The following is a 25,018-nucleotide window of genomic DNA, read 5'->3' on the forward strand; positions in this document are numbered from 1 at the left end:
CGTCCCATGACGGAAACCATCGCCGGAACCAGGGAGGGAAAACCGGATGTGAACCCGCACTCCATAAAAGCCCGCTCCACGATCGCCGCGGCAGCGCTCTTGCTGCTGGCTCTGGTCGTGGGGGGCGTCGGCCTCGATCTGGCGATCCGCTACAGGATCCAGAACGACGTCTTCTTCTCCGCCGAGCAGATCGCCGCACGATGGAGCGCGGCGGCGCGCAACGGCGCCGTGCCGAATCCGATCCCCGCCCCCACCGACATCACCCTCGTCCAGCTCGTGGACGCCCGCGGCAGGGTCGTCGACTCCAGCCCTCAGGCCGCGGGCATGCCGCCGCTCAGCACGCTGCGGCCTCCAGCAGACGATCGCCTGCAAAAGCGCATGGAGTGCTCCGCGCAGGACCAGTGCGTCATGCTCATGGCCAATCGGGTCACCCCCGCGCCCGACTCGCCGGTCGTCTACGCAGGCACGGCCGAGCCGCCCCTCCTGGCCACGCACAATCTGGAGTACGCCATCGCGGCGGGCGGCGTCCTGATCTTGATTTCGGTGGCCTGGATGACGTGGGTGGCGATGAGCCGGACCCTGCGCTCGGTCGAGCGGGAGCGCCAGTTCGCCTCCACCACCTCCCATGAGCTCAGGACGCCGATCGCCGGCCTGCGGGCGCGATTGGAGGAGGCTCTCCTCTATCCCGACGACGTCGACCCACGTGACACCATCCAGGGAGCCTTGCGGGCCACCGGCCGCCTCGAGGCGATCGTCGACGACCTGTTGGTGCTGACCCGGCTGCGCGGCGCCGACACGGCGGCGCCGGAGCTGATAGAGCTCGGCGCGCTGGTGACGGAGGAGGTGTCGGCCCTGGCCCCCGGGGTGCCGGTGCGCGTTGAGGCGGCCGGCGACGTGCGAGTCCGCGGCTCGCGGATCCGGCTGGCCCGAGTGGTCGGCAACCTCCTGAGCAACGCGCAGCGGCACGCGGTCAGCGCCGTCACGGTGACGGTCGACTCCGTCGGCGGCCAGGCTGTCGTGACGGTCACCGACGACGGGGCGGGCATCCCTCCGGCGGACCGCGAGCGGGTCTTCGAACTTTTCGTTCGCCTGGACGAGGGGCGTCGCCTGGATTCCGGCGGCAGCGGCCTCGGCCTCGCCATCTCTCGCGACATCGCCCGCGCCCACAACGGCACCCTGCGGATCGAGGACTCGCCGGTAGGCGCCCGTTTCGTGCTGATGCTGCCACTGGCGGGGACGGCGGGAGCCCTGGCGGAATGGCCCACCGCGCCCGGGAAGACCGCCGCCAAGCCCAGGAAAAACGTCTGGTTCGCGCGCCGGCCCTCCGCCAGAATCGGCCCATGAGCAAGGCGACCGCGTCGGGTGACGGCCGGGAGCGGAGGTCTGCCCTTCTCCGGGGGTGACGTCGCCACGCGGGTCATCGCCCACAAGGTCCCCGGCGACGACCCGGCCGATGTGCCGGACGTGCGGAGGCGTCCCCCGCGGGAGGTGATCATGCGATCCACGGTGGGCGGGCCGCCGCGGCGGTGCCCGTCCTGTGGCGGCTGGGAGTACGGCGGCGCCCCCGTTTGCCGGCGATGCGCGGAGCTGGTCGACGCCATCGTGGAAGAGGGCTGGCGGGACTTCCTTCTGCGCGAGTTCGGCGACCGTGTCACGCCCACCGAGGAGCGGACGATCGCCGAGATGGTGGCCGACGAGCCGGACCGGCATGACTGGCGCGTGGTCGATGCCGCGCTCGACCGCCTGACCTGCGACCAGTGCGGCGGCCCGCTGGGACGCAGGGCGGGGTGCCCGCGCTGCGACGTGGCACACGGCCTGCGTTACGTCGCCAGGGAGACCGACCGTCCCGGAGTGCCACCGGGCAACGAGCACGCGATCCGGGTGAACGTCTCGGTGGTGCGGCGTCCCGAGGGCATCTCCGCCCCCGAGATGCTCGCCAGACGCCTGCTCCTGCCTGTCATGCTGGCCGGTTTCCTGCCCACGACAGAGCAGGCGCAGCGCCTGGGCGCGCTGGTGAAGCGCGGCGCCCGCGCGGAGGACGTCGCCGCGGCGATCGACGAACTCGCCGCCGCGCCGGGCTGACGCGCCTCGGGGCGTCGAACTTTGCCGGCCCACCGCGTGGGCCTTCGACGACGGCGACGGCAACGTCATTCAGCCGCAGCGATCCTGCGCGCCGATCATTCGATCTCCGGGTCGCGGTCCACGGCCGTGCGTTCATCACGGTGGTCGCCGACGCGGGTGAGAACGGCGGCGGCGATCACCGCCCCGGCCATGGGCGCGAGAAGGTAGACCCACAGGAAATCGAGGTGACCGGAGACGATCGCCGGCCCGAACTGCCGCGCCGGATTGACCGATCCGCCCGTAACGTTGCCCAGGCAGGCGATCGCCGTACCGACCAGAAGCCCGACCAGCCAGGGCACGAACGGCACCAGCCGGGGTTTCCGCAGGAACATGCCGACGAGGGCGACGACGACACCCATGCTGACGGCCTCGGCCGCGAACAGCTCGGCGTCCGACCAGCCGGGGCCCGGCCGCAGCACGGCGTACGCCACCGACGGCCGCCCGACCACCGGGCCCCACACCGCGCGCGCCGCGAGGACGCCCAGCGCCGACCCGGCCAGCTGCGCCGCGATGTACGGCAGCACGGCCGCGCCGGGGAAGACACCGAGGCGCCACATGGCGAGGGTGATCGCCGGGTTGGTGTGCGCTCCCGAGACCTTCCCCGGCCGGCTGAGGATGAGCCCTGTCAGCAGCGGACCCACGCAGGCGCCGACGAGCAGCAGCCGCAGGTGGATCCCCGGAACAGCGTGGGCGATGGGCGAGGGCCCCATGACCCAGCGAGTGATCGTCGTCACCGCGAACAGCACCGCGAACGTCAACACGAACTCCAGCCCGCTGTTCACCGCGATCGTGCCCGCCGCCGGCGCGACGCCCCGCTCCCGCAGGGGGCGTCGCACCAGCTGGGCTGTAGGGGTCACTTCTTGACGAAGCCCGCGCTGACGTAGTTGACGCCCTGCCCCCAGGCACCCATGTGGTCCCTGACGATGGCGTTGACGGCGTCGTACGTCTCCACCCGCGCCCAGTCCCGCTGCAGCTCCGACAGCACGCTCGCGGTGCTGACGGGAACGACGCCCTTCTGGGTCATCCGGATGATCGCGGCGTCGTGCGCCGCGGTGCTGGAGCCCGCAGAGGAGTCGATGACGGCGAAGACCTCGTACCCCGCCTCGGTCGCGGACAACGCGGGGAAGGCCAGGCAGACCTCGGTCCACAGACCGGCGATGATCAGGCGGCGCCGGCCGGTGGCCTCCACCGCGGCCCGGAACGCCCCGTCCTGCCAGGCGTTGATGTGGGAGCGGTCGATGACCTCGATGTCCGGGAAGACGCGGGTGATCTCCGGGATCAGCGGTCCGGAGAAGGTGTCGGCCGCGATGGACGTGAGCACCGTGGGGAGGTTGAACACCTTGGCCATCTTGGCCAGGGCGGTCACGTTGTTGACCAGGCTCTGCGGGTCGGCGCTGCGCGCCCCGAAGATCATCTGGGGCTGGTGGTCGACGAGGAGGAGAGCGGTGTCCTGAGGGGTGAACAGGTTGGCGATCGCGCTGTCGGGCAGGTCCTGCGGGGTGGCGGTGGTGGCCATGGGGATACCTCTTCACGCAGTAGGGGTACGAAGGGATAGCAACTATCTATTAGATGGCGCCTTCCGAGAAGCTAGCGCGAGCCGGTGCTAATGCGCAAGTCGCTATCCATTGGTAAGCTGCCTGCGTGTCCACATACGAGCCTGACTTCTGCCCTCGTTACCACCAGGCCGTTGAGATGATCGGCCGCCGGTGGGCCGGGGTGATCCTGCGCGAGCTGCTCCGGGGGGCCACCCGCTTCCGGCAGATCAGCGACGCCATCCCCGACATCACCGACAAGCTGCTCTCGGAACGGCTCAAGCGCTTCGAGAGCGAGGGCGTCGTCGAGCGCGTCGTGCTCCCGACCACTCCCGTGACCATCGAGTACCGGCTCACGGACAAGGGTCGCGCCCTGGAGGCCGCCGTACGGGAACTGTCCGTCTGGGCCGAGACGTGGCTGCCGGTCGACGGGGAGACGGACCCGGTCCGCTGACCCCCTGACACGGGCCGAGTCCGGCACTCCCGTCGTCTCGACGAGGTGCCGGGCTCGGCGACTTCCCGCTTCAGTATTCGGATAGCAGGGGCTGGTGCAGGTCACGGCCGGGTCGGCCGGGGAACCGTTACATCGGGGGACGGCCAGGCAGTCGTTGACGATGTTGGCGTACGTCGTGGCCGAGGCGCTCTGGACGTCCGGTTCGGTGATTCGAACGTCGACCCCGAGAGCGGCCAGGGTCGTGCGGTGGTTGCTGTTGCAGGCGCTGCCGCCGTTGAAGTGCGGCTGGAAGCCGTTGCAGTCGACCGGCACGCCGCGCGACTTGAAGTCCTTGACCATGTTGTAGACGCCCTGCGTCTCGCGGCCGCTATCGCAGGGCCGTCCAGCGCGTCACCGGGGCTCGGGCCTCCGCGCTCGTAGAGGGGAAGCGGTCTCGACTTCTGCGACTCCACGGGGCTCCGGGTGCTGATCGAGGCACGCACGCGGAGCGTCCGATGTCGAGGATCAGCGTCCGGCATCCGCGGTCAGCGGCGGCACGCCGGTCGGCACCGAAGCGGTGCCGTACTCCGCCGCCCAATGCCACAGACCGCCGCCCGCCGGCCGTCGTCGGCCACGGTGGTGGCGTCGTCCTCGCATGCTCGCGGGTGTCGCGAGCCCGATTCGCGGTAGTGGCCGGGGACACGACGCCGGGGCCGTCCGTTGACGGAAAGGCGGGATCGTCCCGCGGAGGAGGTGCTGATGTTCGCGGCGCTCACCGGGCTCGGACTGTCGACCGCGGCCGGGCTCAACGCGTACATCCCGTTGCTGCTCGTCGGCGTGCTCGCGCGGCTCACCGACGCCGTGCGACTGCCGGCCGAGTACGCCTGGCTGTCAGACACCTGGGTTCTCGCGATCGTCGCCGTGCTGCTGGTCGCCGAGTTCGTCCTCGACAAGGTGCCGGTGGTCGACCACGTCAACGACATGATCCAGACGGCGGTGCGGCCCGCGTCGGGCGGGGTCGTCTTCAGCGCCACGGCGGCCGCGGCGCAGGTCGACAATTCGGCGTGGATGGCCGAGCATCCGGCGGTCGGCTGGCTGCTGGGGATCGCGGTCGCCCTCGCCGTACACGTGATCAAGGCTTCGGCGCGGCCGGTGGTGAACGCCACCACGGCGGGCGTGGGCGCGCCGGTCGTCAGCACGGTCGAGGACGTGGGTTCGCTCGGCATGAGCCTGATCGCGATCTTCCTGCCCGTCCTGGTGGTGGCGGCGCTGGCCGTGCTGGCGTTCGTGGCCTGGCGGCTCATCCGCAGGGTGCGGCGTTACCGGGCGGCCCGTCGCGCCCGCGCGGCCGCGCCGCCCGGCTGACCCGCCGGTCACCCTTCCTGTGGCCGGTGCTCTTCAGCCCGGATCAGTCGAGGAAGCGGCTCAGGTCCAGGTCGATGTCCACCTCGAAGCCGACGTAGGTCGTGAGGCGCTTGCGGTGGATGCCCGTCGGCACGTACGCCTTGACGCTCGGCTCCAGCTCGAACGTGTACGCGACCGCCTGCTCGTCCTCAGGCTCGATCCGCCAGAGGTATTTGATGCCGGCACTGGAATACTTGATCGGCTTCGTCACCCTGTCCCTGTCCGCCGACTCGGGAGACACCACCTCGACGACGAGGTGGACGTCCTCCGGTCTGAAGGACGTCGTTTTGAGGTCGGGCAGAGCGCGGCGATCGACGATCATGAGGTCGGGTTCGGGCCGCTGCCGCAGACCCAGGGTGACACTCATCTCGCGCACGACGCACAGGCCCTGGGGAGGCGAGAGTTCTCTCTCCAAGAGCCTCAGCACGAACATGTGGAATGCGGTCTGCGGGGACATCATGATGAGGGACCCATCGATCAGCTCGACGTGTGCGGGGGCGTCGGGGGGAAGATGGTCGAGCATGTCGGCGGTCCATCCGCCCGGCGGACCGGGATAGAACCACTCGGGGAAAGCCGCGGTCATCCGCTCCCTCCTCTCCCTAGGGTGATTACTCGACATGACAATCCTGCCACGAACGGTAGTCGTGGTCGTTCGAAGCGCGGGCGGGCGCCGGCGTTCGGCTAGGCCGTACGTGACTCGTGTTCGGGCCGGGCGCGGGGGTCGGTGGGCAGGGGAGAGGTGAGGCGGGCGGCCGAGGGGCTGTGCCAGCCGAGGTCGGGGGAGTGCCGTCGGACGACCTTGGCGGGGACCCCGGCGATGACCGAGTGGTCGGGGAACTCTCCGCGTACGACGGCGCCGCCGGCGACCACCGACTGGCGGCCGATGCGCGTCCCCGGCAGGATGATCGCCCCGGTGCCGATCCACGATCCCGAGCCGATGGAGACGGGCTTGTTGCGCGGCCACTGCCGCCCGATGGGCGTCTCGGGATCGTCGTACACGTGGTTCTGGTCGGTGATGTAGACGTAGGGGCCGGTGAAGACGTCGTCGCCGATGTCGATGGACTGGTGGCCGACGATGTGGCTGCCCCTGCCGATCGAGCAGCCCCGGCCGATCCGTACGACCGTGCCGGGCCCGAGGTCCACTCCGGGGCCCATGCCCGCCGAGATCGACACCCGCTCCCCGACGAGCGTGTGCGGGCCGATCTCGATCCACTGTTCGCCGAAGATGGCGCCCTGGGGGAAGGACAGGCATACTCCCTCGCCCATGCTGTGGAACCGGTAGCCGCCCGGGGCGGCCGGGCTGATCGCCGCGGCCTCCCGCACGTAGGTCCACCCCCGGTGGACCAGACGGCCGACGGCGCGCTTCACGAACGACATAACGCGACAAGTTACCGTTAGGTCGGCTTGTTCGCTATGGCGGGTTAGTGCACGTGGCAAGCCCAATGTTGCCGGACGTTTGATATTCTGAGAGCCCGTGGGCATCGCGGCGTCCAATCCGGACGGCCGGATCGACATCGACCACGGGAGCTCTTCTTGCGCAGCGCCGCACAAACCAAGCATCTGTTCGTCACCGGCGGCGTCGCCTCCAGTCTCGGCAAGGGACTCACGGCCTCCAGCCTCGGCCGCCTCCTCAAGCTTCGCGGCCTCCGCGTCACCATGCAGAAGCTCGACCCCTACCTGAACGTCGACCCCGGCACGATGAACCCCTTCCAGCACGGCGAGGTGTTCGTCACCGACGACGGGGCCGAGACGGACCTCGACATCGGCCACTACGAGCGCTTCCTCGACACGGAACTGCACGGCTCCGCCAACGTCACCACCGGCCAGGTCTACTCGAACGTGATCGCCAAGGAGCGGCGCGGCGAGTACCTGGGCGACACCGTCCAGGTCATCCCGCACATCACCAACGAGATCAAGGACCGCATCCGCGGTATGGCGGGCCCGGACGTCGACGTGGTCATCACCGAGGTCGGCGGCACGGTCGGCGACATCGAGTCGCTGCCGTTCCTGGAGGCCGTCCGGCAGGTCCGCCACGAGGTCGGCCGCGACAACGTCTTCTTCCTGCACGTCTCCCTGCTGCCGTACATCGGCCCGAGCGGGGAGCTGAAGACCAAGCCCACGCAGCACTCGGTCGCCGCGCTGCGCAGCATCGGCATCCAGCCCGACGCGATCGTCTGCCGCTCGGACCGGCCGATCACGACCTCGCTCAAGCGCAAGATCAGCCTGATGTGCGACGTGGACGAGGACGCCGTGGTCTCCGCCGTCGACGCCGCCTCGATCTACGACATCCCGAAGGTCCTGCACGCCGAGGGACTCGACGCGTACGTGGTGCGCCGGCTCGGCCTGCCGTTCCGCGACGTGGAGTGGACCGAGTGGGACCAGCTCCTGCGGCGGGTCCACCGGCCCGCCAAGGAGGTCACGATCGCGCTGGTCGGCAAGTACATCGACCTGCCGGACGCGTACCTGTCGGTCACCGAGGCGCTGCGCGCGGGCGGCTTCGCCAACGACGCGCGCGTGAACATCCGCTGGGTCAAGAGCGACGACTGCGAGACCCCCGAGGGCGCGGCCCGCGAGCTGGACGGCGTCGACGGCGTGCTGATCCCCGGCGGCTTCGGCGTGCGCGGCATCGAGGGCAAGGTCGGCGCCGTACGGCACGCGCGTGAGCAGCGCGTCCCGCTGCTCGGCATCTGCCTCGGCATGCAGTGCATCGTCATCGACGCGGCCCGCAACCTGGCCGGGATCGAGGACGCCGACAGCACCGAGTTCGACTCCGAGACCGTCAACCCGGTCATCTCCACGATGGCCGACCAGAAGGACGTCGTCGCCGGTGAGCGCGACATGGGCGGCACCATGCGGCTCGGCCTCTACCCGGCCAAGCTCGTGGACGGCTCGCTGGCCCGCCGCCTGTACGGCAAGGCCAAGGTGGAGGAGCGCCACCGGCACCGCTACGAGGTGAACAACTCCTACCGGGAGCGGCTGGAGAAGGTCGGCATGGTGTTCTCCGGCCTGTCGCCCGACGGCCGCCTCGTCGAGTATGCCGAGCTCGCCACCGACCAGCACCCGTTCTTCATCGGCACCCAGGCCCACCCGGAGTTCCGTTCCCGCCCGACCCGGTCGCATCCGCTGTTCAAGGGGCTGGTCGGGGCCGCCCTGGAGTACGCGGGCCGGCGCGAGAACGTGGCGAAGGCGGGGCGGGCCAAGTGACGGCGGAGAACACGGCGGAGAACACGGCGGAGAGCACCGTGAACGTCGAGGACACCGAAGAGCACTGGAACGTCGTCGCCTCCGCCGAGCGCTTCGCCGGGCGGATCATCAGCGTGCGCACCGACACGGTGGAGATGCCGGGCGGGGTGACCGCCGACCGCGACTACGTCGTCCACCCCGGCTCGGTCGCGGTGCTCGCCCTCGACGACGAGGACCGGGTGCTGCTGATCCGCCAGTATCGGCATCCGGCGCGGCGCCTGCTGTGGGAGCTGCCGGCCGGCATCCGCGACGTGCCGGGCGAACCGCTGGTCGAGTGTGCGGCGCGCGAGCTCGCCGAGGAGGCCGCCTACCGGGCGCGTACGTGGCACACGCTGGTCGACCTGCGTACCTCCCCGGGCATGTCGGACGAGCGGATCCGGGTCTTCCTGGCCCGCGACCTGGAGCCGATCCCCGACGAGGAGAACACGTACGTGCGCCACCACGAGGAGACCGACATGCCGGCGGTCTGGATTCCGCTGGGCGCGGCGGTCGACAAGGCCCTGAGCGGAATGATCCACAATTCTCCTGCGGTCGCCGGTATCCTCGCCGCATACGCTGCTTCCGCCGACGGGTTCAAGGGCCTTCGTCCCGCCGACGCGCCGGAGGCATGATCCCGTAGGGAGACGTCCTGAGCGAGCCCGAGGCGGTGCTGTCCAGCTACCTCGCCCACCTGGCGGTGGAGCGGGGGCTGTCTGCCAACACGCTCGCCTCCTACCGGCGCGACCTGCGCCGATACGTCGAGCATCTCCGGGCGCGCGGGCTCGAGACGTTCGCGCAGGTCGCCGAGTCGGATGTGGTCGCCTTCCTCGCCGCGCTGCGGGAGGGCGACGAGGACCACCCGGCGCTGGTGGCCAGCTCGGCCGCCCGCGCCGTGTCGGCCGTACGCGGGCTGCACCGCTTCGCCCTGCGTGAGGGCGTGGCCGGCCACGACCCCGCGCACGAGGTGCGCCCGCCGCGCCAGCTCCGGCGGCTCCCGAAGGCGATCACCGTCGCGGAGGTCGAGCGGCTGATCGCGGCCTGCGGCCCGGAGGACTCGCCGCTGGCCCTGCGCAACCGCGCGCTGCTGGAGGTCCTGTACGGCACGGGCGCCCGGATCTCGGAGGCCGTGGGGCTGGCGGTGGACGATGTGCCCACGGGGTCGGCTCACGAGGACTATGACCACGACGGGGACCAGGACCAGGTGCGGCTGCGCGGCAAGGGCGGGCGGGCCAGGATCGTGCCGCTCGGCCGCTTCGCCCGCCAGGCGCTCGACGCGTACCTGGTCAGGGCCAGGCCCCGGCTGGCGGCGCACGGCCGGGGGACGCCCGCGCTGTTCCTCAACGCGCGGGGCGGGCGGCTCACGCGGCAGGGCGCCTGGGAGGTGCTGCAGGCGGCGGCGGAACGAGCCGGACTTTCCGGTGTATCGCCGCACATGTTGCGCCATTCGTTCGCAACCCACCTCCTGGACGGGGGTGCCGACGTTAGGGTTGTGCAGGAGTTGCTCGGCCACGCCTCGGTGACCACCACGCAGGTGTACACCCTTGTGACGGTCGACAAGCTCCGGGAGGTCTACGCGGCGGCGCATCCCCGTGCGTTGCATTAGAAGGCCCATCTCGGCGGCCTTTGGCGCGCCGCCTTGCCGACCACGTGCCTACCCTTTAGATTCGATCAGGTTCTAAGGCCGTCAGGGAGGACCAACAGGTGACTGCGACCACAGAGGGGACGTGGGTGGGGGCTCCCGGTGCGATCGGGCCTACCGGCCGTCCCCGTCCGGTGTTCCCCGAGCCGACCCCGCCGGAGTCGCACGGACCCGCGCGCATCGTCGCGATGGTCAACCAGAAGGGCGGCGTCGGCAAGACGACGACCACGATCAACCTGGGTGCCGCGCTCGCCGAGGTCGGCCAGCGGGTGCTGCTCGTCGACTTCGATCCGCAGGGCGCGCTGTCGGTCGGTCTCGGTATCGACCCCCGGCCGCTCGAGGCGACGGTCTACGACCTCATCATGGAGGAGCCCGACGTCACGGTCGAGGACGTGCTGATCGACACCACCGTCGAGGGCATGCAGCTCCTGCCGAGCAACATCTTCCTGTCGGGCGCGGAGATCCGGCTCGTCAACGAGGTCGCGCGGGAATACGCCCTGCAGCGGGCGCTGGAGCCCCTGCTGCCGCACTACGACATCTGTCTGATCGACTGCCAGCCGTCCCTCGGCCTGCTGACGGTCAACGCGCTGACCTGTGCGCACAGCGTGATGATCCCGCTGGAGTGCGAGTTCTTCGCGCTGCGCGGCGTGGCGCTGCTGATGGAGTCGATCGGCAAGGTCCAGGAGCGGCTCAACAAGAACCTGGAGATCGACGGCCTGCTCGCCACCATGTACGACCCCCGCACGCTGCACGCCCGCGAGGTGCTGCAGACGATCATGCAGGGCTTCGGCGACAAGGTGTTCCACACCGTCATCAACCGGACGGTGCGTTTCCCCGACGCCACCCTGGCGGGGGAGCCGATCACGCAGTTCGACCCCGGCTCGATGGGCGCCACCGCCTACCGCGAGCTGGCCCGCGAGCTGCTGGCCAGGTGGCCCGCCCGCATCTGAGCCCGCCGGGCCGCGACGGTAGGGGACAATGGCAGGTGTGACGACCGGCCAGGAGACCGACCAGGGAAGCGAGGAGAGCGCCCCGAGCGGCTTCCAGGTGCACCTGGACGTCTTCGAGGGGCCGTTCGACCTGCTGCTCGGGTTGATCTCCAAGCACAAGCTGGACATCACCGAGGTGTCCCTGCACAAGGTCACCGACGAGTTCATCGCGTACATCCGGTCGCGGGGCCCGGAGTGGGACCTCGATCAGACGAGCCACTTCCTGCTCGTCGCGGCGACCCTCCTCGACCTCAAGGCGGCCCGGCTGCTGCCCACCGGAGAGGTGGAGGACGAGGAGGACCTCGCGCTGCTGGAGGCCCGCGACCTGCTGTTCGCGCGGCTGCTGCAGTATCGGGCGTACAAGGAGGTCGCGAAGATCTTCGCCGGCCGGATGGCGGAGGAGGCGCTGCGCTTCCCGCGCGCCGTCCCGATGGAGAAGCGCTTCGCCGACCTGCTGCCGGAACTCGTGCTCGGCATCGGGCCCGAGCAGCTCGCGAAGATCGCAGCGCGGGCCTTCACTCCCAAGGCCCCGCCGTCGGTGTCGGTCTCGCACATCTACCAACCGCTGGCCAGCGTCAGGGAGCAAGCCGCTATTCTTGTCGAGCGGCTGAGGCGGCTGCGCACGGCGACCTTCCGGGCGCTGACCGCCGACTGCGCGGGGACGTTCGAGATCGTCGCCCGCTTCCTGGCCGTCCTTGAGCTGTTCAGGGAGGCCGCGGTCTCCTTCGAACAGGTCGAACCGCTCGGTGACCTGTACGTCACCTGGACGGGAACCGCCGACGGCGACGTCACGGTCGGTGACGACTACGACGAGGGCCGGCGCGAGGAACGGCCCGCCGAGGCGGCGGCCGCAGGGGACGAGTGAGGCCGGCCATCCGGCCACGTCGACCGAGGACGCCGAACCGGGGACGCCGGACGGACGGCCTGGCGGATGTATGACCCGCACGACGAGCGAGGAGCGATGGAAGCGAGCGACACCCCCCGTGCCGGCGACGACCTCTCCGGCTCCGCCGGCGTTGTGACGGGGCAGGACGGCGGCGTGCTCGCGTCATCCGGCCTCGGGTCGCCGGAGCCGGCCTCCGCTGCCCGGGAGCCCGAGGCGGAGCCGCCCGTGGAGGGGCTCACGCTCACCGCCGCCCTCGAAGCGATCCTGATGGTGGTGGACGAACCGGTCGCCGAGGTGACCCTCGCGCAGGTGCTCGAACGTCCGACGGTGGAGATCGCCGCCGCGCTCCGCGCGCTGTCGGAGGAATACACGGCCGCCGGACGGGGTTTCGACCTTCGAGAGGTGGCCGGAGGCTGGCGCTTCTACACCAGGGCGGAATGCGCCGCGCTGGTGGAGAGGTTCGTCAGGGACGGCCAGCAGGCGCGGCTGACGCAGGCCGCGCTGGAGACCCTCGCCGTGGTCGCCTACCGGCAGCCGGTCAGCCGGGCCCGGGTGGCGGCGGTGCGTGGCGTGAGCAGCGACGGCGTCATGCGGACGCTGGTCGCACGTGGCCTCGTGGAAGAGGCCGGAACCGACCCGGAGAGCCAGGCAGTGCTCTACCGGACGACGAGTTACTTCCTGGAGAGACTGGGGCTGCGGAGCCTCGACGAGCTTCCCGAACTCGCCCCGTTCCTCCCGGACGACGTGGAAATTCTTGAGGAGCAGAAGTAGTGGACAACAGGCGTGGCACCCCGTCCGGTGAGGGACGCGGTCGGAGCCGGAGCACCGGTCAGCAGGGCGCGAGCCCGCGTGGATCCCGTGGCGGATCCGGCGGCGGCTTCCGCCCCCAGGGCGACCGGCGCGGCGGTTCCCGCGTCCCTGGTTCCCGGTCCGGGTACGGTTTCGACTCCAGGTCCGGATCGAGGTCGGACTCCCGGTCCGACAGGCCGGACTCCAGGCGGTATCGCGACGAGGACGCCCCGCGCGGCGACCGGTACGGCGACCGCCGCGCAGGCGACGCCCGTGACGACCGGTTCCGCGGCCGTTCCGGTGACACCGGCCGTTACGGTGACACAGGTCGCCGCGACGCGCGCTCCGGCGGCGAGCGGTATCGCGACGACGCGCGGGCTCCGTTCCGTGCCGAGCGTGGCGGCTCTCGCGGCAGGTACGGCAAGCCCGAGGGCGGCCGTGACGGTGGCCGTGACGGCGGCCGCGGGTTCGACCGTGAGGGCGGCCGCGGGTTCGATCGCGACGGCGGCCGTGGCGGCGCACGTGGCTTCGACCGTGATCGCGGCGCGGGCCGGGAGCGCGGTGGCAGGGACACCTTCTCCGCCGACCGTCCCCCGTTCCGCACGGAGGGGGCCGGTTCGCGCGGCCGGTACGGCAGGCCGGAGGGCGGCCGGGACCGGTCGCGTGACCGTGACGGCGGTTACGAGTCGACTCGTGAGCCGAGGCGGACGGCCTTCCGCGACGAGGACCGCGGCGACCGCCGGACATGGAGCGAGCGCGGCGACAGGGATGCGCGCGGCGGACAGGGCGACCGTGACCAGCGGAGCGCACGTGGTGACCGTCAGCCCTGGAGCGGACGCGGCGACACGGATGCGCGGAGCGGACGTGGCGGCACGGATGCGCGGAGCACACGCGGCGACAGCGATGGGCGCGGCGGACGTGGCGAGCGGGATGCCCGGAGCGGGCGGCCCGAGCGCGGCGGCGACTTCCGCGCGGCGCGCGGCGGCGGCAGGGGCCGTACGGGCCGTGACGAGGTGCAGACGATCGGCCGCCTGGGCGGCGGGCGCGGCCGGCCCGGCGGCGGAGCCGGCGCGGGCTCGCGTGGCGCGGGGCGCCCCTCGGGAGGCTTCAAGAGCCCCGGCGCGAGCGGCCCGGTGAGCAACCCGTTCAAGACGTCCCGCCAGCCGCTGCGCGACCCGGACTTCTACGACGAGGACTACACCGACGAGCGCGACACCACGGAGGTGCCGGGCGGGGAGCGGCTGCAGAAGGTCCTCGCCCAGGCCGGAGTGGCCAGCCGGCGCGCCTGCGAGGAGATGATCGGCGACGGCCGGGTGACGGTGGACGGGCAGACGGTGCGCCGTTTCGGCGCCCGCGTCGATCCCGCCAAGCAGGTCATCCACGTCGACGGCAAGCGCATCCCGACGTCCTCGGAGACCGTCTACTACGCGCTCAACAAGCCGATCGGCGTGGTGAGCACGATGGACGACCCCGATGGCAGGCCGTGCCTGAACGACTACGTGCAGGACCTCGCGCCGCGGCTGTTCCACGTGGGGCGTCTCGACACCGAGACCGAGGGACTGCTGCTGCTGACGAACGACGGCGAGCTCGCCCACCGGCTGACCCACCCGAGCTACGGCGTGCAGAAGAAGTACTGGGCCAAGGTGCCCGGCCCCATCCCGCGCGACCTGCACAAGGTGCTGCGCAAGGGCGTGGAGCTGGAGGACGGCCTGGCCAAGGTGGACGAGTTCCGGGTGGTGCAGGAGCACGGCCAGCAGGCGCTGGTCGAGGTCGTCCTGCACGAGGGCCGCAAGCACATCGTCCGGCGCATGCTGGAGGTGGTCGGGCACCGGGTGATCGACCTGGCCCGCATCGAGTTCGGCCCGGTCAAGCTCGGCCGGCTCAAGCCGGGGACCATCCGGACGCTCACCGTGCAGGAGATCGGTGAGCTGTACGCGGCGGTCGGCCTGTAGCCTTTCCGCGCGGCGGGCGAAAGCCGCAAGCCGGGCAGAATTGGCTGAAGCACGTAGATGGGCCGGGCTCGTCTCCGCAGGAGACCGGTCCGGCCCAGCGAGAGGGGAACGACATGGTGCGGGCGATTCGCGGAGCCATCCAGGTCGACGGCAACGATCGTGACGCGATCCTCGCCGGGACGACCGAGCTGGTGACCGAGGTGATGGGGCGCAACCACCTCACGACCGACGACGTCATCAGCGTGATCTTCACGTGCACGCCCGACCTCACCGCCGAGTTCCCCGCGCTGGCCGCGCGCAAGCTCGGGTTCCACGACGTGCCCCTCATCTGCGCGACGGAGATCAACGTGCCGGGCGCGCTTCCGCACGTGGTGCGGCTGATGGCCCACGTGCAGACCGATCGCCCCCGGCAGGAGATCCAGCACGTGTACCTGCGCGGCGCCGTGGCGCTGCGCGTGGACATCGCCCAGTGAGCATCGCCCATAGGCGTCGCCCGTCGGACATCTCCCGGTAGGCGTCACCCGGCAGGACCACGCCGGCATGGCGGGAGCCGGCGGACCAACCACAATCCACCCACGAGACATCCGTCGCGGGACAGCGCACCTGAGCCGGCGATGGCAGGAAGAACACGATGACTCCCATCGAGGACGCCGAGATCGGCAGTGTGGTCGTTGTCGGGACGGGCCTCATCGGCACGTCGATCGCACTGGCGCTGCGGCAGCGGGACGTGCGGGTCTTCCTGGCCGACCGGGACGCGGGAGCCGTACGGCTCGCGCGGGAGCTGGGTGCGGGGGAGGACTGGACCGGCGAGCAGCGGGTGGATATCGCGGTCGTCGCCGTGCCGCCCCAGTTCGTCGCGCAGCAACTGCTCGACCTGCAAAAGCGCGACAGCGCCCGCTTCTACACCGACGTGGCGAGCGTGAAGGCGCTCCCGCTGGCTCAGGCCGCCCAGCTCGGCTGCGACCTGACGACGTACGTCGCGGGGCATCCGCTGGCGGGTCGCGAGCGGTCCGGCCCGGCGGCGGCCCGCGCCGACCTGTTCCTCGGCCGTCCCTGGGCGTACTGCCCGACGGACGAGGCGTCCCCGCAGGCGGTTGACGCGGTGGAGCGGCTGATCTCGCTGTGCGGCGGCAACGCCGTGCGGCTGGACGCGACCGAGCACGATCGCGCCGTCGCGGTCGTCTCGCACGCCCCGCACGTGACGGCCGCCGCGGTTGCGGCCCGGCTGGCGGAGGCGTCGGAGACGGCCCTCGGGCTGTCGGGGCAGGGCGTGCGCGACGTGACCCGCATCGCCGCCAGCGACCCCGCGCTGTGGACCGGCATCCTCGAGGGCAACGCGCTGCCCGTCGCCGAGGTGCTGGAGGCGCTCGTGGCCGACCTGAGCGCCGCCGCCGGCTCGCTGCGCGCGCTGGCGGGCGACGGCGCGGCCATGGGGCAGGTCACCGACCTCCTGTCGCGCGGTGTGCGGGGGACCGGCAGGATCCCCGGCAAGCACGGCGGCCCGGCGCGCACGTACGCGGTGGTCCAGGTGCTCATCGGCGACCGTCCGGGCGAGCTGGCCCGCCTGGTCCAGGCCGCGGGCGAGACGGGCGTCAACATCGAGGACATCCGCCTGGAGCACGCCACCGGGCTGGAGCTCGGCGCGGCCGAGCTGTACGTCCGGCCGGAGGCGGCGGAGACGCTCACCGAAGGCCTGCGCGAGCGCGGCTGGCAGGTGCCGAGCTGACCCGGTCTCCCGAGGGGGCCGGTGACGTCCTGGCGACCACCGGCTCCGGCTCCGGTCCCGGTTCTGGTTCAGGGCCGGGAGCGGGGGCCGGGGCGGGAGCGATGTAGCGGCGCAGGTCGGGGATCGCCCAGGTGATCGCCGCCACGGTGACCACGGTGAGCAGCCCGCCCGCGCAGATGACGAGGCGTGGGCCGTACAGCACGCCGCCGGCGGCGGCGTCGTGGAGGTGCGCGCCGGTGAGGTCGTGTAAGTGCGCGCTGGCGGAAGCGTGCAGCAGGTTCGCGATCTGCGGCCCTCCGACGAGCACGACGGTGAGCGCGCCCTGCACGCGCCCGCGTACGGCGTCGTCGGTGTGCGCCTGCGTGATCGTGGTGCGGAAGGCGCTCAGCACGCAGTTGACCGCGCCGCCGAGCGCGAGTGCCGCCAGCGCGATCCACAGCTCGGCGGCCAGGCCGACGAGCACGACGGCGATTCCCCAGGCGACGGCGGCGCCCGCCACCAGGGCGCCATGGCGTCGAGCACGGGTGAACGTGCCCGACAGCAGCCCGGCCACGACGACCCCGGCGGGGTAGGCCGCGTAGAGCAGTCCCGTCTCCGGGCCGCCCCCGGCCGTGCCGCCGAAGACGTCACGGGCCAGCTCGGGGAACAGCGCCGACGGCATGCCGAAGACCATGGCCGCGAGGTCCACGGCCAGCACCGCCACGAGCAGCCTGTCGGCCGCCAGGTAGCGGAACCCGGCAAGCATCCGGCCGGCCGCCGAGGAGCCCCGACCGCCGCCCCTCACGCCCGCCATTCCCCCCGCGCCCGCCATTCCCCCCGCGCCCGCCATTCCCCCTGCGCCCGCGGTGCCCGCCGCGTTCGTCATGCCCTCCGCGCCCGAGGGGGTGGCCGCCGCGTCCTGCGTGCCCGCCGCAGGAGGCGGCGGCAGCGGCGGCAACGGCGGCAACATGGCGACGGCCCACACCACGGCGAGCAGAGCGACGGCGTCGAACAGGCACAGCGTGCCGAGCCCCACGACCGGGACCAGCACACCGGCGAGCATCGGCCCCAGGACCGACCCGCCGTAGCGGACCAGCGAGCTGAGGCTGTTGGCCGCGGGTAGCAGCTCGGCCGGGACGAGCCGGGGCACGGTGCTCCCCGTCGTCGTCAGCACCGTCCCGTACGTCAGCCCCTGGAAGGCCACCGCCACCAGCAGGACGGGAACGGAGCGGCCGCCCAGGACCGCCTGGAGCCACAGCGCCGCGTACGTCAGCGCCAGGCCGAGATCGGCGGCCAGCAGCATCGTCCGCCGGTCCATCACGTCGGCGCGGGCGCCGCTCCACACCGCCGCCGCGATCAGCGCGGCGAACGACACCCCTGCGGCGGCTCCCACGGCCCCAGACGAGCCGGTGACCGTGAACAGCTGCGTCGGCACCGCGACCACGCTGAAGGACCCGCCCACGGCACAGATCACCGAGGCGGTCCACATCCGGCGGAACGCCGGGATGGCCAGCGGCCGCCAGTCGACGGTGAAGGCCCGGACGGAGGTCGGTCCGGGGGAACGGGGGGCAGAGCGGGGCTGCCGCACCGTCGTGGCGCTCATCGCGCGGCCCCGGTCTCGCCGGCGGCCATGGGATCCTCGGAATCCGCCACCGAATCCGCCGCCGCGTCCGCCACCGAAGCCGCCGGAGTGCCGGCTATCACGTCCGCGACCACGCAGGCCACGTTGTCGGGGGCTCCGGCGGCGTACGCCAGGTCGATCAGCTCGTCGACGACCTGCTGCGGACCGCCGGGGCCGGCGAGCGTCTCACGCAGGACGCGGGCCGGCACGACAGCGGGCAGCCCGTCCGTGCAGAGCAGGTAACGGTCGCCGGCGACGGCCTCGCGCATCGACAGGTCGGGCAGGCAGGACCCCGCGCCGGTCAGCGCGCGGACGAGAAGCGAGCGCCTCGGGTGGGAGACGGCCTCCTCCGGGGTGAGCCGGCCCTCGTCGATCAACGACTGGACGTACGAGTGGTCGTGGGTGATCTGGAACAGCCCTCCGCCGCGGAACAGGTACGCCCGGCTGTCGCCGATGTGCACGAGTGCCGGTCGCGACCCGGTCCACACGAGCGCGGTCAGCGTGGTGACCGCCTCTCCTGAGGGCGTCGAGGCGGCGATGTCCCGGATCGTCCGCTCGGCGTCGCCGACGGCGTCGGCGATCGCGCCGAGCAGGTCCTCGGCGGGCGCCGGCAGGGTCTGCAGGCGCTTGAGCGCGCCGACGGCCGCCGCGCTCGCGCGGTCGCCGCCCGGGCCGCGCATCCCGTCGGCCACCGCCAGCAACCGCTCGCCGGCGTACGCGATGTCCTCGTTGCTCGTCCGCACCGGCCCCGGCTCCGACCGGGCGGCGTAACGGATCCCCAGCATCGTCGTGGCGTCCTCCACGGTGCTCCCCCTTCCCGACAGGTGGTCGACGAGTAAGGAGGCGAGCCGGCCCCGGGACCGGGTCTCGGCGGTGACCTGCCGCCAATAGGCGGCCACCTCCTCGGCCGCGTCCTGCGCGGGCAGGTCGCACACCCGCCGGATGCGCGCCAGCGGCATGCCGAGCCGCCGCAGCCGGGCGATCAGGCGGGCCCGCTCCAGCTGGGCCGGGTCGTAGTAGCGGTAACCCGACTCGCCGTCCACCGCCGCAGGCCGTAGCAGCCCGGCCTCGTCGTAGAGCCGCAACGCCTTGGGCGACAGCCTGGCGGCCCGTGCGAACGTCCCGATGGTCAGCAGCTCCCGCACCGCTCCTCCTCGTCCCGGCCTCCGTGGCCGGTGCCGATGATGCTGGGGCTTCACCCAGGGGCAAGGTCAACACGCCGGGGAAGCCGCACGGGATGCGCAGGGGCCCGGGACGAGGGCGGTGCCGGTGGGCGGATGGCCCGTTCTCAGAGGCGGGTGACCGCCTCCCTCGGGGACGGCGCCGCGGGAGGGTGCTCCGGCAGGCCGTGCCGCCGCCACCATCGGGCGAGGGGCCGGGGCGCCCACCACGCCCGTTCGCCGAGCAGCCGCATGGTGGCCGGCACCAGCAGGCCGCGCACGATCGTCGCGTCCACCGCGACCGCGATCACCAGTCCGACGCCGATCATCTTCATGAGCGTCACGCTGCTGAAGGCGAAGCCCGCGACGGACACGGCGACGAGGAGGGCGGCGCTGGTGACGATCCCGGCCGTCCGGGCCAGCCCGCGCGCCATCGCCTCCGCGGGATCGGCCCCGCGCTCGCGCTCCTCGCGTACGCGCGAGAGGAGGAACATCTCGTAGTCCATCGCCAGCCCGAAGGCGATCGCGACGATCAGCACGGGGAAGTTCACGTCGACGGCCCCGACGGGCTCGAAGCCGAGCAGCCCGGCCAGCCGGCCGTCCTGGAAGATCAGCTTGACGGCGCCGAAGGACGCCGACAGCGACAACAGGTTCAGCAGCACCGACTTGATCGGCAGGATCACCGAGCCGAACGCCAGGAACATCAGAGCGACCGACACCACGGCCACGAACAGCGCCATCCACGGCAGGCGGGAGACGACCATGTCGACGATGTCCACCCGTGAGGCGGGCATCCCCGTGAACGATGCGACGGCCCCGGCCGGAGGCGGCACGGCCCGCAGGTCCTCGACCATGCGCACGGCCTGGCGAGACATCGGGTCCATCGCGTAGCCGAGGGTGATCCTGGCGAGAGGTCCGGTGGTCCCGGTGACGGACGCGCCCTCCACGCCGGGCACGGCGTCCAGGCGGGCGGCGTAGCCGTCAAGCGCCGCCCGGCTCGGGGCGCGTGGCGCCTCGACGACGGCCGTCACCACTTTGGCGGGGTCCGCGGTGAAGCGCTCGGCCAGCTCCCGGGTAACGGTGCGCGCGTCGGCGCCGGAGGGCAGCACCCAGTCGCCGGGCCTGGCCCAGTTCACGCCGAGGAACGGCAGGCCGAGTGCCACGAGCACCGCGACGACGGCGAGCGCGCTCGCGCGGGGCCGTCGCATGACGGCGTGGGCCAGGCGATACCACCGCTCGCCGGAGGCGGCGGGCCGGGCGCGGCCGTCCGGGCGTCCGGATCCGTTCCGGCCTGCCCGCCGGCCGAGCGCCTTCCCGCCGGCCCGGTGTCCCATGGCCGCCAGCAGCGCGGGCAGCACGGTGAGGGAGGTCAGCACGGCCAGGACGACCGTGGCGGCGCCCGCGTACGCCATCGACTGCAGGAACCGCGAGGGGAACACCGCGAGGCCCGCGAACGACAGCGCCACGACCGCGCCGGAGAACGCGATCGTGCGGCCCGCCGTGGCCGTCGTTCGCTCCACCGCCGTCTCGACGGACCCGCCCCTGCCGAGCTCCTCCCTGAACCGGGTGACCGCGAGCAGCGCGTAGTCGATCGCCAGACCGAGGCCGAGCACCGTGACGACCTGGATGGCGAACGTCGAGACGTCGGCGACCAGCGTGACCAGGCGCAGCACCGCCATCGTGCCGAGCGCGGCGACCACGCCGACGACCAGCGGAAGCGCCGCCGCCAGGAGGCTGCGGAAGACCACCGCCAGCAGGACCAGCAGGATCGGAACCGAGATCGCCTCGGCCAGGCCGATGTCACGCGCGATCGTGCTGTTGACCTGGTCGGTCATCGCCGTGACGCCGCCGAACCGCACGGTCAGGCCCCGGACCTCGAACCTGTCCCGGATGCCGCGCAGAGCCCGTACGCGCTCCTGGTCGTCGGAGGAGCGGAACTGCACGGTGACGTACGTCGCGTGCCGGTCGTGCGACACGAAGCCGGGTGCGCCGGTCGACCAGTGCGACTCCAGCCGTGCGACGTCCTCGCGGGGGACCGTGTCGAGGGCCCGGCGTACGGGCCCGGCGAAGGCGGGGTCGTCCACGGTGAGGTGGTCGCTTTCGTACAGCACGACGACGTCGGCCGTGTGCCGGCCCAGCGGTCCGGCGAGCAGGCGGTCGGCGTGCGCGGACGGGCTGCCCGGGTCGTCGAAGCCCGCGCCGCCGCCGAGGCGGCCGAAGACGCCGGCGCCCCACACGCCCGCGACCACGGTGAACAGCAGTGCGCCCAGCAGGATCAGGCGACGGTGACGGACCGCGGAGCGGCCCAGAGCGCCGAACATGGCTCCCCTTCCGATAGTGGAGAGTGTCACTATCTATAAATTCGATAGTGACGCTATCCATATCCGCGGGTGCAGGCAAGCCCCGGGCCTATCCTGGGAGAGTGCGGCGAGGGAGAGGGACATGCGGATCGCGGAGCTGAGCAGGCGGACCGGGGTCCCGATCCCCACGATCAAGTACTACGTGCGGGAGGGCTTGGTCCCGCAGGGAGAGCGGACCGGCCCCAACCAGGCGCGCTACGGCGAGGAGCACGTGAGGCGGCTGCGGCTCGCCCGGGCGCTGGTCGAGGTCGGCGGGCTGCCGGTGGCCTCGGCCCGCGAGGCGCTCGCTCTGATCTTCTCCTCCGGCATCTCGGAGTTCGACGTGCTCGGCAAGGCGCAGTACGCGCTGACCCCGCCCAGGGAACGCGCGGGCGACGACGCCGGGGGCGACGCCGGGGGCGACGCCGCCGCGCAGGTCGACGAGCTGATCGCGCGACGGGGCTGGCAGGTCAAGCCGGGCAATCCGGCCAGGCGGACACTGGCGGACGCGCTGGCGACCCTGCGCCGCCTCGGCGAGGACGACTACCTGGACCTGCTGGAGACCTACGCCGAGACCGCCGAGCACCTGGCGGACATGGAGGTGCGGGCGATCAGCCGCCGGGGCGACCTGCACGCCATGGCCGAGGCGATCGTGATCTGGACCACTCTCGGCGATCCCGTGCTCGCCTCCCTGCGCCGCCTGGCCCAGGAGGCGCAGGCGACCCGGCTCCTCGGCGGGACCGCCGCGAAGACCGCCGAGGAGGCCGCGGAGGAGACTGCCTGAGGGCCGTCTCGCGGGAGGCTGCCGGCGAACGTGAGCCGATCGCGGGGGAGGTCCCGTCCCGTCGCCGATGCATGCTTTCCGGCGGTATCCCGGTAGCCTCGGGGACGACGATTCGAAGGGGAGAAGGAGAGCCGGTGTCGGGTCTGGTCGTCGCCATGGACGGTCCCTCGGGATCGGGCAAGTCGAGTGCCTCACGAGGCGTCGCGCGGGCGCTGGGCCTGCGATACCTCGACACGGGCGCCATGTACCGCGCGGTCACCTGGTGGATGCTCCAGCGGGGCGTGAATCTGGAGGACTCCGCCGCGGTCGCCGCGAGGTCCGCCGAGCCCGTGCTGGTGATGAGCACCGACCCCGACGCGCCGGGCGTCACCGTGGACGGCGTCGACGTCAACGGGCCGATCCGCGGCCCCGAGGTGACCGGCGCGGTGTCGGCCGTCAGCGCGGTCCCCGAGGTGCGCCACCGGCTGGTGACCCTGCAGCGGGAGATCATCGCCGAGTCCCTGCCCGGTGGCGGGATCGTGGTCGAGGGCCGCGACATCGGCACCGTGGTCGCGCCGGACGCGCCCGTCAAGATCTACCTCACCGCGGACGCCGAGGCCCGCGCCCTGCGCCGTACGGCGGAGCTGGACGGCACGACGGTGGAGGCGCAGAAATCCGCGATGGCCCGGCGCGACGCGCTCGACTCGACGCGCAAGGCCGATCCGCTGGCGAAGGCCGCGGACGCGGTGGAACTGGACACGACGCCGCTGGACCTGGACGAGGTGATCGCCGAGGTGCTCCGGCTCGTCAAGGAGCGGGCCTGACGCCCGCCCGCCCCGCCTGACCCCCTCCCGCGCCGCGTCCGCCGTGCCGGGGGGTGGGCCACGCGGTGCGTCGTACGAACGGAGCCCGGCCCCGGAAGCGGTCCGCCGGGAGGCCTCACGGGAGGCCGGGGAGAACGGGAAGAGCAGCCGATGAGGCAGGGTATGGACGTGACGGGGGAGTACGACGAGGACGAGGGCGGCTGGATCGAGGCCGAGCTCGCCGAGCTTTCCGGTGAGGAGACGGAGCGGGAGCCCGACGCGGGCCCGCTGCCGGTCGTCGCCGTGGTGGGGCGCCCCAACGTCGGCAAGTCGACACTGGTCAACCGCATCATCGGCCGTCGTGAGGCGGTCGTGGAGGACGTGCCAGGCGTGACCCGCGACCGGGTCACCTACGAGGCGACCTGGCGGGGCCGGCGGTTCACGCTCGTCGACACCGGCGGGTGGGACCCCGACGCGACCGGCATGGCGCTGCGCATCGCCGAGCAGGCGCAGATCGCGGCCGAGCTGGCCGACGTGATCCTGTTCGTGGTGGACGCGAGCGTCGGGGTCACCGACTCCGACGAGGCCGTCGGCGCGGTCCTGCGCCGTTCGGGCAAGCCGGTCGTGCTGGCCGCCAACAAGGTCGACAACCAGCAGATGGAGCTGGAGGCGAGCGGGCTGTGGTCGCTCGGCCTGGGCGAGCCGCATCCCGTCTCGGCCCTGCACGGCCGCGCCAGCGGCGACCTGCTCGACGTGGTGCTCGACGCGCTGCCCGAGACGCCGCCGCAGACGTTCGGCGAGCGGCGCGGCCCGCGCCGAATCGCCCTGCTGGGCAAGCCCAACGTGGGCAAGTCGTCGCTGCTCAACAAGCTCGCCGGGGAGGAGCGGGTGCTCGTCGACCCGATGGCCGGCACCACCCGCGACCCGGTCGACGAACTGGTCGAGCTGGCGGGCACGACGTACCGGTTCATCGACACGGCCGGCATCCGGCGGCGCGACCGCGAGCTGAAGGGCGCCGACTTCTACGCGGCGATGCGCACGCGGGCCGCGCTGGAGCGGGCGGAGGTCGCGGTCGTGCTGATCGACGCCTCCGAGGTGCTGACCGAGCAGGACCTGCGGATCATCGGCCTGGTCATCGAGTCGGGCCGGGCGATGGTGGTCGCGTTCAACAAGTGGGACATGGTCGACGAGGACCGGCGCTACTACCTGGAGAAGGAGATCGACCGGCAGCTCGTCCGCACGCCCTGGGCGCTGCGGGTGAACATCTCCGCGAAGACGGGCCGTCACGTCGAGAAGCTGGCTCCCGCCATCGAGCGGGCCCTGGACTCGTGGGGCACGCGGGTGCCGACGGCCCGGCTCAACCAGTTCTTGACCGAGCTGCTGCAGGCCACCCCGCCGCCGGTGCGAGGCGGCCGGCAGCCGAAGATCCTGTTCGCCACCCAGGCGTCCACGGAACCGCCGAAGTTCGTGCTTTTCACCTCGGCGTTCCTGGAGGAGACCTACCGCCGGTTCCTCGAGCGCCGCATCCGTGAGGAGTTCGGCTTCGCGGGCTCTCCGATCGAGGTGACGATGAAGATCCGCGAGAAGCGCAAGAAGAAGTAACCCCCGGGCCGGTCCGGGGCCCCAGCCGTCGCCGCCTCGGTCGCCCGCCGCCTCGGTC

General features: G+C 72.2%; 23 protein-coding genes and 1 pseudogene. 16 read left to right on the forward strand and 8 right to left on the reverse strand.

Annotated elements, in window-relative coordinates; all coding sequences use genetic code 11:
- Window positions 1-6: 6 nt before the first annotated feature.
- Together BXA11_RS02530 and BXA11_RS43810 are read left to right on the forward strand one after the other, a co-directional pair.
- On the forward strand, window positions 7-1,344 hold the full coding sequence (locus tag BXA11_RS02530) for a sensor histidine kinase (RefSeq protein WP_083743894.1): 1,338 nt from the start codon (window positions 7-9) through the stop codon (window positions 1,342-1,344).
- 18 nt (window positions 1,345-1,362) lie between these two features.
- Window positions 1,363-2,082, forward strand: coding sequence for a hypothetical protein (locus BXA11_RS43810; RefSeq protein ID WP_204053488.1), 720 nt, complete (start codon window positions 1,363-1,365; stop codon window positions 2,080-2,082).
- Window positions 2,083-2,177: 95 nt separating this feature from the next.
- Here the strand turns inward: BXA11_RS43810 and BXA11_RS02540 are convergent, their stop codons facing one another.
- Both BXA11_RS02540 and BXA11_RS02545 read right to left on the reverse strand, forming a co-directional pair.
- A complete protein-coding gene (locus tag BXA11_RS02540) occupies window positions 2,178-2,957 on the reverse strand; it encodes an MIP/aquaporin family protein (protein WP_083743895.1) in 780 nt (259 codons plus the stop codon).
- A gap of 17 nt (window positions 2,958-2,974) precedes the next feature.
- Window positions 2,975-3,637 carry a hydrolase gene (locus tag BXA11_RS02545; RefSeq protein ID WP_076432335.1) on the reverse strand — a complete coding sequence of 221 codons (663 nt, stop codon included), beginning with the start codon at window positions 3,635-3,637 and terminating at the stop codon, window positions 2,975-2,977.
- A gap of 125 nt (window positions 3,638-3,762) precedes the next feature.
- Here BXA11_RS02545 and BXA11_RS02550 point away from each other — a divergent pair, with 125 nt between their 5' ends.
- Window positions 3,763-4,107, forward strand: a complete 345-nt coding sequence (locus BXA11_RS02550; RefSeq protein ID WP_204053489.1) for a winged helix-turn-helix transcriptional regulator — start codon at window positions 3,763-3,765, stop codon at window positions 4,105-4,107.
- 135 nt (window positions 4,108-4,242) lie between these two features.
- Here BXA11_RS02550 and BXA11_RS02555 read toward each other — a convergent pair.
- Window positions 4,243-4,458, reverse strand: a pseudogene (locus BXA11_RS02555) (endo-1,4-beta-xylanase); the annotation flags it as partial.
- A 387-nt stretch (window positions 4,459-4,845) separates the two neighbouring features.
- On the opposite strand from BXA11_RS02555, the gene BXA11_RS02560 reads away from it, so the two are divergent.
- Window positions 4,846-5,451 carry a DUF4126 domain-containing protein gene (locus BXA11_RS02560; RefSeq protein WP_076432339.1) on the forward strand — a complete coding sequence of 202 codons (606 nt, stop codon included), beginning with the start codon at window positions 4,846-4,848 and terminating at the stop codon, window positions 5,449-5,451.
- Between the two features lie 43 nt (window positions 5,452-5,494).
- Here the strand turns inward: BXA11_RS02560 and BXA11_RS02565 are convergent, their stop codons facing one another.
- Together BXA11_RS02565 and BXA11_RS02570 are read right to left on the reverse strand one after the other, a co-directional pair.
- On the reverse strand, window positions 5,495-6,073 hold the full coding sequence (locus BXA11_RS02565) for a Uma2 family endonuclease (protein WP_083743896.1): 579 nt from the start codon (window positions 6,071-6,073) through the stop codon (window positions 5,495-5,497).
- 98 nt (window positions 6,074-6,171) lie between these two features.
- Entirely contained in the window at window positions 6,172-6,867 is a 696-nt protein-coding gene (locus BXA11_RS02570; protein WP_076432343.1) for an acyltransferase, read from the reverse strand.
- Window positions 6,868-7,023: 156 nt separating this feature from the next.
- Here BXA11_RS02570 and BXA11_RS02575 point away from each other — a divergent pair, with 156 nt between their 5' ends.
- The 9 genes from BXA11_RS02575 (at window position 7,024) to BXA11_RS02615 (ending at window position 16,693) form a co-directional block, all read left to right on the forward strand.
- Complete coding sequence (locus BXA11_RS02575) at window positions 7,024-8,694, forward strand: CTP synthase (RefSeq protein WP_030510035.1); 1,671 nt, start codon at window positions 7,024-7,026, stop codon at window positions 8,692-8,694.
- On the forward strand, window positions 8,691-9,344 hold the full coding sequence (locus BXA11_RS02580) for an NUDIX domain-containing protein (RefSeq protein WP_239104833.1): 654 nt from the start codon (window positions 8,691-8,693) through the stop codon (window positions 9,342-9,344). The genes BXA11_RS02575 and BXA11_RS02580 overlap by 4 nt, the downstream gene beginning before the upstream one ends.
- A 35-nt stretch (window positions 9,345-9,379) precedes the next feature.
- Window positions 9,380-10,315, forward strand: a complete 936-nt coding sequence (locus tag BXA11_RS02585) for a site-specific tyrosine recombinase XerD (protein ID WP_231514040.1) — start codon at window positions 9,380-9,382, stop codon at window positions 10,313-10,315.
- A 98-nt stretch (window positions 10,316-10,413) separates the two neighbouring features.
- Complete coding sequence (locus BXA11_RS02590) at window positions 10,414-11,301, forward strand: ParA family protein (RefSeq protein ID WP_030510038.1); 888 nt, start codon at window positions 10,414-10,416, stop codon at window positions 11,299-11,301.
- A gap of 28 nt (window positions 11,302-11,329) precedes the next feature.
- Window positions 11,330-12,205 carry a segregation and condensation protein A gene (locus BXA11_RS02595; RefSeq protein WP_076432345.1) on the forward strand — a complete coding sequence of 292 codons (876 nt, stop codon included), beginning with the start codon at window positions 11,330-11,332 and terminating at the stop codon, window positions 12,203-12,205.
- 96 nt (window positions 12,206-12,301) lie between these two features.
- On the forward strand, window positions 12,302-12,997 hold the full coding sequence (scpB, locus tag BXA11_RS02600) for an SMC-Scp complex subunit ScpB (protein WP_083743897.1): 696 nt from the start codon (window positions 12,302-12,304) through the stop codon (window positions 12,995-12,997).
- On the forward strand, window positions 12,997-14,967 hold the full coding sequence (locus BXA11_RS02605; protein WP_076432347.1) for a pseudouridine synthase: 1,971 nt from the start codon (window positions 12,997-12,999) through the stop codon (window positions 14,965-14,967). The genes scpB and BXA11_RS02605 overlap by 1 nt, the downstream gene beginning before the upstream one ends.
- Before the next feature lie 113 nt (window positions 14,968-15,080).
- Window positions 15,081-15,440 carry a chorismate mutase gene (gene aroH, locus BXA11_RS02610; RefSeq protein WP_030510042.1) on the forward strand — a complete coding sequence of 120 codons (360 nt, stop codon included), beginning with the start codon at window positions 15,081-15,083 and terminating at the stop codon, window positions 15,438-15,440.
- Between the two features lie 158 nt (window positions 15,441-15,598).
- Complete coding sequence (locus tag BXA11_RS02615; protein WP_076432349.1) at window positions 15,599-16,693, forward strand: prephenate dehydrogenase; 1,095 nt, start codon at window positions 15,599-15,601, stop codon at window positions 16,691-16,693.
- Here BXA11_RS02615 and BXA11_RS02620 read toward each other — a convergent pair.
- From BXA11_RS02620 to BXA11_RS02630, 3 genes are all read right to left on the reverse strand, one after another.
- The gene (locus tag BXA11_RS02620) at window positions 16,650-18,275 is read right to left on the reverse strand and encodes an MFS transporter (RefSeq protein WP_076432351.1); all 1,626 of its coding nucleotides are present in this window, start codon (window positions 18,273-18,275) and stop codon (window positions 16,650-16,652) included. The two genes, BXA11_RS02615 and BXA11_RS02620, sit on opposite strands and share 44 nt — an antisense overlap.
- Complete coding sequence (locus tag BXA11_RS02625) at window positions 18,272-19,438, reverse strand: MerR family transcriptional regulator (RefSeq protein WP_076432353.1); 1,167 nt, start codon at window positions 19,436-19,438, stop codon at window positions 18,272-18,274. Before BXA11_RS02625 ends, BXA11_RS02620 begins: the two co-directional genes overlap by 4 nt.
- A gap of 143 nt (window positions 19,439-19,581) precedes the next feature.
- Window positions 19,582-21,774: an MMPL family transporter gene (locus tag BXA11_RS02630; RefSeq protein WP_076432355.1), complete on the reverse strand. Its 2,193-nt coding sequence runs from the start codon at window positions 21,772-21,774 to the stop codon at window positions 19,582-19,584.
- A gap of 121 nt (window positions 21,775-21,895) precedes the next feature.
- Between BXA11_RS02630 and BXA11_RS02635 the strand changes: the two genes are divergently transcribed.
- The 3 genes from BXA11_RS02635 to der all read left to right on the forward strand — a co-directional run bounded on the left by BXA11_RS02635 (window position 21,896) and on the right by der (window position 24,960).
- Window positions 21,896-22,576, forward strand: coding sequence for a MerR family transcriptional regulator (locus BXA11_RS02635; protein ID WP_076432357.1), 681 nt, complete (start codon window positions 21,896-21,898; stop codon window positions 22,574-22,576).
- Between the two features lie 155 nt (window positions 22,577-22,731).
- On the forward strand, window positions 22,732-23,379 hold the full coding sequence (gene cmk / locus BXA11_RS02640; protein WP_076432495.1) for a (d)CMP kinase: 648 nt from the start codon (window positions 22,732-22,734) through the stop codon (window positions 23,377-23,379).
- 150 nt (window positions 23,380-23,529) lie between these two features.
- On the forward strand, window positions 23,530-24,960 hold the full coding sequence (gene der, locus BXA11_RS02645; protein ID WP_076432359.1) for a ribosome biogenesis GTPase Der: 1,431 nt from the start codon (window positions 23,530-23,532) through the stop codon (window positions 24,958-24,960).
- Window positions 24,961-25,018 lie beyond the last annotated feature (58 nt).

Origin of the sequence: Microbispora rosea, assembly GCF_900156315.1 — a bacterium.
In the GTDB taxonomy this organism is placed as follows: domain Bacteria; phylum Actinomycetota; class Actinomycetes; order Streptosporangiales; family Streptosporangiaceae; genus Microbispora; species Microbispora rosea.